Source organism: Nocardia sp. NPDC005998 (assembly GCF_040614395.1).
In the GTDB taxonomy this organism is placed as follows: domain Bacteria; phylum Actinomycetota; class Actinomycetes; order Mycobacteriales; family Mycobacteriaceae; genus Nocardia.
Map to the genome: position 1 here is coordinate 1 of NZ_JBEXUI010000077.1, position 15,049 is coordinate 15,049.

Consider the following 15,049-nt stretch of genomic DNA (forward strand, 5'->3'; position numbering starts at 1 on the left):
ATTCACCGCCGAACCAGCAACCACCGCCAAAACCTGATGACCATTACGGCGAGCGTCGGACAACCGCTCCAACACCAACACACCCGCACCCTCGGACCAACCCACACCATCGGCCGAATCAGCGAACGACTTACACCGCCCATCCGGCGCCAAACCCCGCTGCCGACTGAACTCGAGGAACATATCCGGCGTCGCCATCACCGCCACACCACCAGCCAACGCCAGATCGCACTCACCCGACCGCAACGACTGCGCAGCCAGATGCAGGGCCACCAATGACGACGAACACGCCGTATCCACCGACACTGCTGGGCCTTCCAACCCCAGCGTGTAGGCGATGCGTCCGGAGACCAAACTTCCGGCGGTGCTGCTACCGGTGCCGGTTCCCTGGGCGTAGTCGTGATACATCACACCGGTAAAGACACCGGTCGAACTGCCACGCAATACCGCAGGATGCACACCGGCGCGCTCCAACGCCTCCCACGAGACCTCCAGCAGCAACCGCTGCTGCGGATCCATCATCGTGGCTTCGTTGGGGCTGATCCCGAAGAAGTCCGCATCGAAATCGGCCGCAGAATAAAGGAATCCACCCTGGCGGGTGTAGGTGCGCCCCGCCTTGCCGGGCTCCGGATCGTAGATGCCGTCGATATCCCAGCCACGATCCGCCGGCAACTCACCTGTGGTGTCAATGCCCGAGACGACCAGTCGCCACAGATCCTCCGGCGAGGCGACACCGCCGGGGTAGCGGCAGCTCATTGCCACCACAGCAATCGGGTCGTCGCCAACAGTTCTGCTGGCAGTGACCTCGATGTCCTGATTTGTGCCGGTGAGCTGGGAATCGATGAAGTCGGCGACGATCTGCGGGTTGGGCTGATCGAAGATAAGGGTGGCCGGTAGTTGCAGGCCGGTCGCAGCGTTGAGCTTGTTGCGGAACTCGATGGCACGCAACGAGTCGAACCCGAGCTGCTGGAATGCATGCTGGGGTTCAACAGCATCGATAGAAGCGTGCCCGAGGACCTCGGCAGCGACCGATCGGACCAGGTCGAGCAGAGCACTCTTGCGATCGGCATCGGAGAGACCTGCCAGCTTTTGCGCAAATGCCCGACTTGCCGGGGTCCGGCTGTGGCGGCGCACCGGAATCGGCGCGATCGCGCGGACCAGGGCCGGGATCTGCTCGCCCCTGGTTCGAAGCACGGCCGGGTCGATCCGCAGTGCTACCAGCTGGGCGGTATCGGTGGCTATCGCCGCATCGAACAACGCCAGACCGTCGGCCTCGGTCAGCGGGGGGAAGCCCTGCCTGCGCATCCGATCGAAGTCGTCCTCGGACAGCTCGGCGCCGAGCCCGCTCGATCGCGCCCACAGCCCGTAATCGAGAGAGGTCGCAGGCAATCCCAGACCGCGACGATGCGCCGCGAGGGCATCGAGGAAGACGTTCGCGGCGGCGTAGTTGGCTTGGCCAGCGGCCAGCACCAGCCCACCCGCCGAAGACATCAACACGAACAGGGACAGCGAGTGCTGACGAGTGAGTTCGTGAAGGTGCCACGCCGCATCGAGCTTGGGTCCGAAGACATGGTCGATCCGGTCCGGCGTGATCGACTCGATCACGCCGTTGTCGGCGGTTCCGGCCGCGTGCACCACACCCACCAGCGGATGTTGGGCCGGGATGGTTTCCAGCAGTGCCGCCAGTGCGTCCCGATCGGACACGTCACATGCAGTGATGGTCGCCTGCGCGCCGAGCTCGAGCAGCTCAGCACGCAGTTCAGCCGCGCCAGGGGCATCCGGGCCACGCCGAGACGTCAAAAGCAGATGGCGCACACCATGTTCGGTCACCAGGTGTCGAGCGATCACCGCACCCAGACCACCCGTACCACCGGTCACCAGCACGGTGCCCGGCTCGGCCAGCCGAACGAACGTGCCAGGTGCGTGGCGGGTCAACCGCGGCACGAGCAGGGTCGTGCCACGTAGCGCGGCTTCCGGTTCCGTCGCAGCAGCCATTGCCACGGCCGCGACAGAGACCGGGTCACGGTCTTGGGCCAGGTCGGGGTGATCCAGGTCGAGAAGCTGGAATCGACTCGGGTGTTCAGCCTGCGCGGCACGCAACAGCCCCCACACCGGCGCCTGCCCCAGATTCACCTGCTCCGAATCGGCAACAGCCACTGCTTGTTCGGTGAGTACAACCAAACGAGAACCAGCGAAACGACTGTCGGCCAGCCAACCCTGGACAGTGTCCAGAACACCGGTGACATTCTGGCGCGCAGCCTCCGGCGCTGCACCATTGTGGGAGGGGCACGCGAGCAACACGATGTCGGGAACAACCGAGTCGGAAGTCGCGTCCAGATCGGCGATCAACGATGCGAGATCATCGTAACCTCGCACCCCGCCGGAACTCTGGCCCCAACCGAGTACCGCTACCCGGGCCGGTTCGACTGCCCCCGCCGACAGCGGCGCGACAGTCATCCATTCCACGCTGAAGAGGGCCTCCGACACCCGATCCGCGCTCAGGCGCTCAGCCGATACCGGCCGAGAAACCAAGGCCCCCACCGACAACACCGGGTAGCCCTGCTCGTCGGCCATCTGCACAGCCAACCGGTCGCCCTGAAGCACGATGCGGACGCGCACCGCGGCAGCGCCGGCCGAGTGCACCACCACCCGACTCCAGGTGAACGGCAGCGCCGGGGAACCCTCGACACCACCGCGCAGACCATGAACTATCCCGGCATGCAACGCCGAGTCGAACAATGCCGGATGAATCCCGAAACCGTTGGCTTCCTGCGGATCCGGCAGCGCGACCTCGGCGAACAACTCATCGCCACGATGCCAAGCCGCCCGCAAACCCTGGAAGAACGGGCCATATCCATAGCCGACATCGAGCAGCTCGTCGTACACACCAGCAATGGGCAAAGGCTGCGCGCCAGCAGGAGGCCACGAGGTCAGATCGAAATCGGCCACCACATCACCGGGCACGAGCAAGCCTTCGGCGTGCAGCACCCACGGACCCTCGCCCGCATGCCGAGAATGAACACTCAACCGCCGACGACCAGCCTCATCGGCAGCGGCCACCACGACCTGCACCGAGACACTGCCCTCGGCCGACATCGTCAACGGGGTGTGCAGGACAAGCTCGTCCACCACGGCGCAACCCAGGACACCGCCGACGTAACTGGCCAGCTCGACAAAACCGGTTCCCGGCAGCAACACGGTACCGAGCACGCTGTGGTCGGCCAGCCATTCGACGGAGTCCACCGACCACCGGCCGGTGAAACTCACCCCACCCGAATCCGGATGCGGCACAACCGCACCCAGCAACGGATGATCCACCACATCCAGCCCGACCGAGCTGATACCACCCAGCTCGGCTGCCAGCCACGACTGCGCCAGCATCTGTCTGGCATCGAGCCAGAAACGTTCGTGCTGGAAGGCATAGGTAGGCAGGTCGATTCGGCGAGCGGCGGAACCAGCGTAGAAACCGGCCCAGTCCACCTCGGCGCCGGAGACGAACAATCCGGCCAACCCGCCCAACAGCATGGCGGGATCGGCCTGGTTCCGACGCGCCAAAGCCAGCACCGCAGCGTCCGCGCCATCTCCGTGTTCGAGAGTCTGGGCGATCATCGGAGTCAGCACGGCATCCGGTCCGACCTCGGCGAACCTCGATACACCCATGCCCGCCATCGCGGCGACCGCATCGGCGAACCGCACCGTGTCACGAACCTGACCAACCCAATACGACGGAACCGACATCTCATGCTCGACACGGGCACCGGTCACCGTCGACACCAACGGGGTACTCGGCCGTGCGAACGCCAAACCTGCTATTGCCGTGGCGAATTCGGCCAGCATCGGCTCCATCAGCACCGAATGGAAACCATGCGAAACCCGCAACCGATGCGTCCGCCACCCACGCTCGACACACCGATCGACAAAGGCGGCGACCGCGTCCTCGACACCGGAAAGCACCACCGACGACGGACCATTCACCGCCGCGATCGATACCCCACCAGCCAACAGCGGCAGCACGTCGGCCTCGGAGGCACCCACCGCAACCATGGCCCCACCGGCGGGGAGTGCCTGCATCAACCGGCCACGCGCGGCGACCAGCACACACGCATCCGCCAAGGACATCACTCCGGCCACATGCGCGGCAGCGACCTCACCGATCGAATGACCCGCTACCACATCCGCACGCACACCCCACGATTCGAGCAACCGGAACAACGCCACCTCGAACGCGAACAAACCCGCCTGCGCGAACACCGTCCGGTCGACCACGTCCTCGGACGCCAGAGCCACACCCAACGAAACCTGCTGCCCCAGTAGCGGATCCAATTCAGCGACGATCACATCGAAGTGCTCGGCGAACACCGGATACGCATCACGCAGCTCGGCGGCCATGCCCGCCCACTGCGCACCCTGCCCCGAGAACACCACACCCGTCGAACCCGGTACCACACGACCGGACACCACACCGGGAGCGGAGTCGCCGCGACCCAGCGCCCGCACGCCCGCGAGCAGATCATCCCGGCCCTCGGCCACCACCACAGCACGATGCTCGAAAACAGCACGCGTGGACGCCAGCGAGAAACCGACATCCACCGGATCCAGGTCGTGATCACCAAGATGAGAAGCCAGGCGGACAGCCTGACCCGCAAGCGCCTCACCACCACGCGCCGAAACCACCCATGGCAGCAACCCACCAGCCGGGACAGTCTTCGCCACCGGCACCGGAGCCTGCTCCACCACCGGCTCGGTCACCGGGGCCTGTTCCACGATGACGTGAGCATTCGTGCCACTGATACCGAACGACGACACACCAGCACGGCGCGGCCGATCCGCCGTCGGCCACTCGACCGCCTCGGTCAACAACCGGATATGGCCTTCGGTCCAGTCGACCTTCGTGGAGGGCTGATCCACATGCAGCGTTCGGGGCAGCACCCCGTGCTGCATCGCCATCACCATCTTGATCACACCACCCACACCCGCGGCAGCTTGGGAATGACCGATGTTCGACTTCAACGACCCCAACCACAACGGACGATCCGCCGCACGATCCTGCCCGTAAGTAGCAAGCAGCGCTTGGGCTTCGATCGGATCACCCAACGTGGTACCAGTACCGTGGGCCTCGACCACATCGACCTCGACCGGCGACACCCCCGCATTCGCCAACGCCTGTCGAATCACCCGCCGCTGCGACGGACCATTCGGCGCCGTCAAACCATTCGACGCACCATCCTGATTCACCGCCGAACCAGCCATCACCGCAAGAATCTGATGCCCATTGCGCTGAGCGTCGGACAACCGCTCCAACACCAGCACACCGGCCCCCTCGGACCAGCCCACACCATCGGCCGAATCGGCGAACGACTTACACCGACCATCCGGCGACAAACCCCGCTGCCTGCTGAACTCCACAAACGTCTCCGGCGTCGCCATCACTGCCACACCACCGGCCAACGCCAGATCACACTCCCCCGACCGCAACGACGCCGCGGCCGAATGCATCGCAACCAGCGACGACGAACACGCCGTATCCACGGTGACCGACGGCCCTTCCAGGCCGAACACATACGACACCCGACCGGAGGCAATAGAACCCGAATTCGCATTGGCCGGATAGTCGTGATACATCATGCCGACCCACACACCGGTCCGGCTGCCCCGCAGCGAACCCGGATCGACACCGGCTCGCTCGAACGCCTCCCATGAAGTCTCCAACAACAGGAACTGCTGCGGATCCATCAGCGCGGCTTCATTGGGACTGATATTGAAGAACGCCGGATCGAATTCGCCGGCAGAATGCAGGAACCCACCCGCACGGGTGTACGTGCTATTCGGTGTTTCGCCGGTGGAATCGTAAAGGCGATCGATATCCCAACCACGATTCACCGGGAACTCCGACGTCGCATCGGTCCCATCCGAGACCAACCGCCAGAGATCCTCGGGAGAGCTGACCCCACCCGGATACCGACACGCCATACCCACAATCGCAATCGGTTCGCGAAGGGCTGCGTCCAGCTCCCGATTGCGGTCACGCAACCGCTTGGTCTCTTTGAGTGAGACACGCAGCGCCTGAGCGAGCTTCTGAGTATTGTCGTCGGGCTTCGTCATTATTGTTCCAGCTCTTCCTGCGGTCACCGTGACTCGTCGGCGAAATATCGTCTACGAGGCAGAATTCCGATGTCTTACGGGTGATCGCGGCACGGGTTCTGCCACCCGCGCCGCGCACATCGCCGTCAGTCCTCTGATGAGTTGTTGTAGGCCATGTCGATCAAGTCATCGATATCGAGCTCGTCGATCGATTCGTCCGTGCTGCCCTGATCGATCGCGCTGTGGCTCTCCTGTCCATGTGCGAGCTGCATGAGTGCATCCAGCAGGCCCGCGTCGCGGAGACGAGCTACCGGGATCGTTTGCAGGACTCTGCGAATATCGTTTTCCGACGGATCCGTCGACCGGTCTGGGTTGTGGTGGTCGGTGAACTCGTCGGCCAGATATTTGGCCAAGGCCTCCGGTGACGGGTAGTCGAACACCAGAGTTGCGGGCAACCGCAGACCTGTAACGGATTTGAGGGCGTTGCGGAACTCGATAGCGGTGATCGAATCGAAGCCCAATTCGTTGAAGGCCCTATCCGCCGCAATCGCATTCGCATTCTGATGACCCAGCACCGCCGCGACCTGACCGCGCACGATTTCGACGAGCACACCGAGGCGTTCGCTGTCGGGGGTGTTCGCCAACCGGGCACGAAGCGCCGTGGGTGCACCCGAGGCGGTGGCGCGGCGCGCGGGCACCAGGCCGGATAACAGGGTCGCGGCGAACCCTGCATTGCGGAGGCTCCCCAGATCGAGACGGGCGAGAATGGGAGCCGCCGTACCGATCTCGGCAGCGGCATGGAACAGCGCCAAGCCCTGCTCTGCCGACAACGCCAGCATGCCCGAACGTGACATGCGGTGCCGATCGACGTCGCTGAGCTCCGCGCCCATCCCGCCATCCATGCTCCACAGACCCCACGCCAGAGACCGGCCGGAGCGCCCGGATGCCCTGCGGTGTACCGCAAGTGCGTCCAGGCAGGCGTTGGCCGCGGCATAGTTGCCCTGACCGGGGCCGCCGAACGCACCGGCCACCGAGCTGAACAGCACGAACTCCCGCAACGGCAGATCGGCGGTCAATTCGTGCAGGTGCAGCGCGGCATCGACCTTGGGCCGCAAAACCACATCCATCCGATCCGCGGTCAGCGAGGCAATGGCGCCATCGTCGAGCACACCGGCCGTATGGAACACACCGGTGAGCGGACGGCCCGCGGGAACGTCCGCCAACACCTCGGCAAGCGCCCCACGGTCGGCGACATCGCAGGCGGCGAACTCGACTTCGGCACCGAGCCGCTGCAACTCCGCCCGCAGCTCGGCAGCCCCGGGAGCGGATTCCCCACGGCGGCTCAGCAGCAGCAGGTGACGGACACCCAGGGCGTCGACCAGATGCCGGGCGAACAATCCACCGAGGAAGCCGCTGGCACCGGTGATCAGAACCGTCTCGTCCGGACCGAAAGTGGAGCTCGGAGCCGACGCGGTCGCCTCAGCGGCGGCCGCTCGGGTGAGTCGCGCTCTGTGTACCTGCCCGCTGCGCACTGCCACCTGCGGTTCCGCCGCGGCCAGAATCCCGCCGAGCAGGCCCTCGATGTCGGAATCGGTGTCCACCAACACGATCCGGCCGAGGCTCTCGGCCTGCGCGGACCGCACCAGACCACCCACCGCGGCGCCCGCAAGATTCGTAATGTCTTCCCCGGCAACCGATACCGCACCACTGGTCCGAACCACCAGCACCGACTCACCGGACCGCTGATCGGCAATCCAGGACTGAAGCACCTGCAGCACTTCATGAGTCGCGGCATGAACGGCGACAGGATCATTGCCTGCCGGGCACTCCAATATCACCGCGGCCGGAACCTCAGCACCGAGGTCCGCCCAGGACACTGCGCTGATCTCCGTGTCGGACACCGCGATCGGCGTCCACTCGACCTGGAACAACGCGTTGTCGACAGCGGACGCGCCGACGGTGAGCTGCGCGGGATCGATCGGCCGGGAAGCCAGCTGCCGTACCGTCGCCACCGCAGCACCGGTCGAGTCCGCCAGATCCAGAGCAACACCGTGCTCGCCGACACGAGTGAGCCGAACACGCACTGCATCGGCACCCGCCGCATGCACCGTGACACCGGACCACTCGAACGGCAACTCGGGTCCGGTGTCCTCCGCCGACAAGTAACCGGCCAACCGCAGAGCGTGCAGAGCGGCATCAAGCAGGGCTGGATGCAGCCCGAAGTCCTTGGCTTCCTGCGGATCCGGCAGCGCGACTTCGGCGAACACGTCCTCGCCGCGTTGCCATGCCGCCTGCAGACCTTGGAAAGCGGGACCGTACCCGTACCCGGCATCGAGCAACTGGTCATAGACCCCGTCGATGTCCAACGGCCGCGCACCAGCCGGGGGCCACGCGGCGAGGTCGACGGCAGCCGCCGCTTCCTCTTGGGCGAGCGCACCTTCGGCGTTCAGCGTCCATGACGATGCCGAATCGACCTCCGTATCAGGGCAGGAGAAGATCCGCACCGCGCGACGGCCTGCCTCGTCCTCGGCGTCAACGACAATGCGCACCGCGACCCCGCCGGATTCCGGCAGCACCAGGGGAGCCTGTAGGACCAAGTCCTCCAGGGTCGAACACCCCACCTGCTCCCCGGCATGCAGGGCGAGTTCGACCAGACCGGTACCAGGGAACAACACGGTGCCCATCACCCGGTGATCGGCCAGCCACGGATGCGTCGGCACCGACAGGCGACCGGTCAGGATCACCGCGCCGGCATCCGGTTGTGACACCACCGCCGAAACCAACGGGTGTCCGGTGGTTGCCAGACCCATCGACCGGGCATCACCGCTACCGGCGGTCCCCTCGGGCATCCAATAGCGGCGACGCTGGAAAGCGTAGGTAGGCAAGTCGATTCGCTCAGCTCCGGTACCGGCATACAAACCAGTCCAGTCCACCTCGGCGCCGGACACGAACAACCCGGCCACCCCACCCAACACCGTGGACGGATCGGCATGGTCTCGACGCGCCAACGCCAACACCGCAGGAGCCGCGACCGCAGCACCCGCGCTCGCCCGCACGTCATCGAGAGTCTGGGCGATCATCGGAGTCAGCACGGCATCCGGCCCGACCTCGGCGAACCTCGACGCACCTGAACCTGCCATCGCGATAACTGCATCGGCGAATCGCACCGTGTCGCGGATTTGCCCCACCCAATACGTCGAATCCGACATCTCATCGGTCACCTGGGCACCGGTCACCGTCGACACCAACGGGATACTCGGCCGGGCGAACACCAAACCCTCAATCGCCGAAGCGAATTCGGCCAGCATCGGCTCCATCAACGCCGAATGGAACGCATGCGAAACCCGCAACCGATTTGTGCGCCAACCCCGTTCGGCACACCGATCAGCGACAGCCAGGACATCGGCCTCGATACCGGAAAGCACCACCGACGACGGACCATTCACCGCCGCGATCGATACCCCACCAGCCAACAGCGGCAGCACGTCGGCCTCGGAGGCACCCACCGCAACCATGGCCCCACCGGCGGGGAGTGCCTGCATCAACCGGCCGCGCGCGGCGACCAGCACACACGCATCCGCCAAGGACATCACTCCGGCCACATGCGCGGCAGCGACCTCACCGATCGAATGACCCGCCACCACATCCGCACGCACACCCCACGATTCGAGCAACCGGAACAACGCCACCTCGAACGCGAACAAACCCGCCTGCGCGAACACCGTCCGGTCGACCAGATCACCGTCGGCCAACGCCACACCCAACGAAACAGGCTGCCCCAGCAACGGATCCAACTCAGCGACAATCGCGTCGAAAGCCTCGGCGAACACCGGATACGCATCACGCAGCTCAGCGGCCATACCCGCCCACTGCGCACCCTGACCGGAGAACACCAGCCCCGTCGAACCCGCCGCGACGCGACCGGACATCACACCGGGTGCCGGCACGCCGCCAGCAGCCAGCGCCCGCGCTCCCGCGAGCAGACCAGCACGGTCCTCGGCCAGGACAACAGCCCGGTGCTCGAACACACCACGCGTCGACGCCAACGAGAAGCCGATATCGATCGAATTGTGTTCGGCCACCTGCGATGTCAGGCGGGCAGCCTGAGCGGCAAGAGCCGCACCACTGCGTGCCGAGAGCATCCACGGCAACACAGCCGGCACCACATCCAGCACCGGAGTTGGCTCCGCCACCGGCTCGGTCACCGGGGCTTGCTCGATGATGACGTGAGCATTCGTGCCACTGATACCGAACGACGACACACCAGCACGACGCGGCCGATCCACCACAGGCCACGCCACCGACTCGGTCAACAACCGCACATGACCCTCGGACCAATCAACCTTCGTCGAGGGCTGATCCACATGCAGCGTTTGCGGCAGCACACCGTGCCGCATCGCCATCACCATCTTGATCACGCCACCCACACCTGCGGCGGCTTGGGCATGACCGATGTTGGACTTCAACGACCCCAACCACAACGGACGATCCGCAGCACGATCCTGCCCATACGTCGCCAACAGCGCTTGCGCCTCGATCGGATCACCCAACGTGGTACCCGTGCCGTGCGCCTCCACCGCGTCGACCTCGTCCGGAGAGATACCGGCATTCGCCAGCGCTTGGCGGATCACCCGCTGCTGCGACGGACCATTCGGCGCGGAGAAACCATTCGAGGCGCCATCCTGATTCACCGCCGAACCGGCAAGCACCGCCAGCACCTGATGACCATTGCGGCGGGCATCGGACAACCGTTCCAACACCAGTACACCGGCACCTTCGGACCAACCGACACCGTCGGCCTTGTCCGCGAAGGACTTACACCGCCCATCCGGCGACAACCCCCGCTGCCGCCCGAATTCGAGGAACATATCCGGGGTCGCCATCACGGCCACGCCACCGGCCAATGCCAGATCGCACTCCCCCGACCGCAGCGACTGCCCGGCCAGATGCATTGCCACCAGCGACGACGAACATGCCGTATCCACGGTGACCGACGGCCCTTCCAGGCCGAACACATACGACACCCGACCCGAGACCAAACTGCCGGCGGAACCGCTGCCGGTCCCGGTTGCTCGGGCGTAGTCGTGGTACATCAGACCGGTAAACACCCCGGTCGAGCTGCCACGCAGCACCGCGGGATCGACACCGGCCCGTTCCAACGCCTCCCACGACACCTCCAATAGCAACCGCTGCTGCGGATCCATCATCGTGGCCTCGTTCGGACTGATCCCGAAGAAGTCCGCGTCGAATTCGGCTGCGGAGTACAAGAACCCGCCACTACGCGTATAGGTCTTGCCCGCCTTACCGGGCTCGGGATCGTAGATGCCCTCGATGTCCCAGCCGCGATCCACCGGCATCGCCCCGTTGGTGTCAACGCCCGAGACAACCAGATTCCACAGGTCCTCCGGCGAGGCGACTCCTCCCGGATAACGGCAGGCCATCGCCACCACGGCGATCGGCTCGTCGTCGGCTCGGACCCGACTGACCGCGCGCTCTTCGAGAGCTTCGGTACCGGTGATTTGCGTACCGATGAACTCGGCCACGACTTGTGGATTGGGGTAATCGAAGATGAGCGTGGCCGGGAGTAGCAGACCGGTCGCGGTGTTGAGCTTGTTGCGGAACTCGATGGCGCTCAACGAGTCGAACCCGAGCTGCTGGAAAGCCTGCTGGGGTTCAACAGTAACGAGGGAGGCGTGTCCGAGAATCTCGGCGGCAACCGCGCGGACAAGGTCGACCAGAGCACTATTGCGGTCGGCATCCGACAGGCCCGCTAGCTGCTGCAGGAACGCCTGACCCGCCGAGGTCCGGCTGTGGCGGCGCACCGGGATCGGCGCGATTGCGCGGACGAGAGCCGGGACCTGCTCGCCTCGGGTTCGAAGCACCGCCGGATCGACCCGCAGCGCTACCAGCTGAGCGGTATCGGTGGCGATGGCCGCATCGAACAATGCCAGACCCTCGGCCTCGGTCAGCGGCGGGAAGCCCTGCCTGCGCATCCGATCGAAATCGTCCTCGGACAGCTCCGTACCGAGGCCGCTCGATCGCGCCCACATGCCGTAGTCGAGAGAGGTCGCAGGCAATCCCAGACCGCGACGATGTACCGCGAGGGCATCCAGGAAGACATTCGCCGCAGCGTAATTGGCTTGACCAGCGGCCAGCACCAGCCCACCCGCCGAGGACAACAGCACGAACAGCGACAGCGACCGATCACGCGTGAGCTCGTGCAGATGCCACGCGGCATCGACCTTGGGCCGGAACACATACTCGATCCGGTCCGCCGTCATCGACTCGATCACACCGTTATCGGCAGTTCCCGCCGCATGAACCACACCCACCAGCGGATGCTCGTCGGAGATGCCGTCCAGCAGCGCGGCCAGCGCAGACCGATCGGACACATCACACGCGGCAATGGTGACCGCAGCGCCGAGCCCGACCAACTCAGCACGCAACTCGACGGCACCGGGAGCGTCCAGGCCACGCCGAGACGTCAAAAGCAGATGCCGCACACCATGTTCGGTCACCAGATGCCGAGCGATCACCGCACCCAGACCACCCGTACCACCGGTCACCAGCACGGTGCCCGGCTCGGCCAGCCGAACGAACGTGCCAGGTGCGTGGCGGGCCAACCGCGGCACGAGCAGGGTCGTGCCACGCAGCGCGGCCTCCGGTTCCCCAGCGGCAGCTGCCACCGCGGTCGCGACAGCGAACAGGTCACCGTCCTGATCCAGATCGACGAGCTGGAACCGAGCCGGGTGCTCGGCCTGCGCAGCACGCAGCAGCCCCCACACCGGCGACTGATCCAGACGCACCTGCTCGGAATCGGCAACGGCCACTGCTTGCCCGGTCAGCACAACCAAACGGGAAGCGGCGAAACGGGTTTCGGCCAGCCAACTCTGGACGGTGTCGAGAACACCGGTCACGACCTGCCGTGCCGCCGCTGTCGGCGGACCGTCGTGCAGCGGGCACTCGAGCAGCACGATGTCGGGAACAACCGGCTCCTCGGCTGCATCCAGATCGGTGATCAACGCCGCGAGATCACGATAGCGCCGCATCGCACCGGAACCCTGGTCACCACGGTTCCGGCCGGAACCGAGCACCGCCACGCGGCCCGGCTCGACACTCACCGCCGACGACGGCGCAACGGTGACCCATTCCACGCCGAAAAGGGCATCCGACAACCGGTCCGCGCCCAGGCGCTCGGCCGATACCGGCCGAGACACCAGAGCGCCCACCGACAGCACCGGCAGGCCCTGGTCATCGGCTATCTGCACGGCGAAGTTGTCGCCTTCGAGGACGCTGCGTACCCGCACCGCGGCGGCACCGGCCGAGTGCACGACCACCCGGTTCCAGGCGAAAGGCAGCACCGCGGAACCATTTCCGCTGTGCCGACCGTGAATGATCCCGGCATGCAAGGCCGAGTCGAACAATGCGGGATGGATTCCGAAACCCTTGGCGTCCTGTGGATCCGGCAGCGCGACCTCGGCGAACAATTCATCGCCGCGCCGCCATGCCGCCTGCAAACCCTGGAAGAACGGGCCATACCCGTAACCGAGTTCGAGCAACTGGTCATAGGCTCCGTCGATGTCCAACGGCTGCGCGCCCACCGGAGGCCACGAAGTCAGATCGAAATCAGCCACGGCGTCCCCCGGGGCGAGCGCGCCCTCGGCGTGCAGCGACCACGCTCCCGCTGCATCCGGTCGAGAATGGACGGTCAGTCGTCGGCGACCGGCCTCGTCGGCAGCGGCCACCACGACCTGTACTGCGACACTGCCTTCGGCGGGCAACGTCAACGGGGTGTGCAGGACAAGCTCGTCCACCACCGCGCAGCCCAACAAACCGCCGACATAGCCGGCCAGCTCGACGAATCCGGTACCCGGCAGCAATACGACTCCGTGCACGCTGTGATCGGCCAGCCATTCAACGGAGTCCACCGACCACCGGCCGGTGAAGCTCACTGCACCCGAATCCGGTTGCGGCACAATGGCACCGAGCAAGGGATGGTCCACCGTATCGAGCCCGACGGCGGTGATTCCGCCGAGTTCGGCACCGAGCCACGACTGGGCCAACATCTGCTTGGCATCGAGCCAGAACCGCTCGTGTTGGAAGGCATAGGTGGGCAAGTCGATTCGCCGGGCTCCGGTACCGGCGTAGAGACCGGCCCAGTCCACCTCGGCACCGGCCACGAACAACCCTGCCACCGCATTCGATACGGTTGCGGCAGCTGCGTGACCACGTCTGGTCACAGCGACTGTCGTTGCGTCACCGAGAGTTCGGGCGACCATCGGGGTCAGGACTGCGTCGGGCCCGACCTCGGCGAACCTGGATACACCCATGGCCGCCATAGCGGCGACCGCATCGGCGAACCGCACCGTGTCCCGGACCTGACCGACCCAATACGACGGATCCGACATCTCGTGCTCGACCCTGGCACCGGTCACCGTCGACACCAACGGAAGGCTCGGCCGACCGAATGCCAAACCGTCAATCGCCGAAGCGAATTCGGCGAGCATCGGCTCCATCAACGCCGAATGGAACGCGTGCGACACCCGCAACCTATGTATGCGCCACCCCCGTTCGGCGCACCGATCGGCAACAGCCACGACATCGTTCTCGACACCGGAGAGCACCACCGACGACGGGCCATTGACCGCCGCAATCGACACCCCACCGGCCAGCAGCGGTAGCACGTCGGCTTCCGAGGCACCGACAGCGACCATCGCCCCGCCTGCGGGCAGCGCCCACATCAACCGGCCACGCGCCGCCACGAGCACACACGCATCCGACAACGACAACACACCGGCCACATGCGCGGCAGTGACCTCGCCGATCGAATGACCCGCCACCACATCCACACGCACACCCCAGAATTCGAGCAACCGGAACAACGCCACCTCGAACGCGAACAACCCCGCCTGCGCGAACACCGTCCGGTCGATCAGGTCATCGCTCACCAAAGCAGCACTCAGCGAAA

2 protein-coding genes are annotated in these 15,049 nt (G+C 65.6%); both read right to left on the bottom strand.

The window, feature by feature from the left end; genetic code table 11:
• Positions 1 to 6,102 (bottom strand): type I polyketide synthase (locus tag ABZ293_RS41385; RefSeq protein WP_355189805.1); only part of this gene is annotated, 6,102 nt, incomplete at its 3' end.
• A gap of 125 nt (positions 6,103 to 6,227) precedes the next feature.
• A complete protein-coding gene (locus tag ABZ293_RS41390) occupies positions 6,228 to 15,044 on the bottom strand; it encodes an SDR family NAD(P)-dependent oxidoreductase (RefSeq protein ID WP_355189806.1) in 8,817 nt (2,938 codons plus the stop codon).
• Between the last annotated feature and the right edge of the window lie 5 nt (positions 15,045 to 15,049).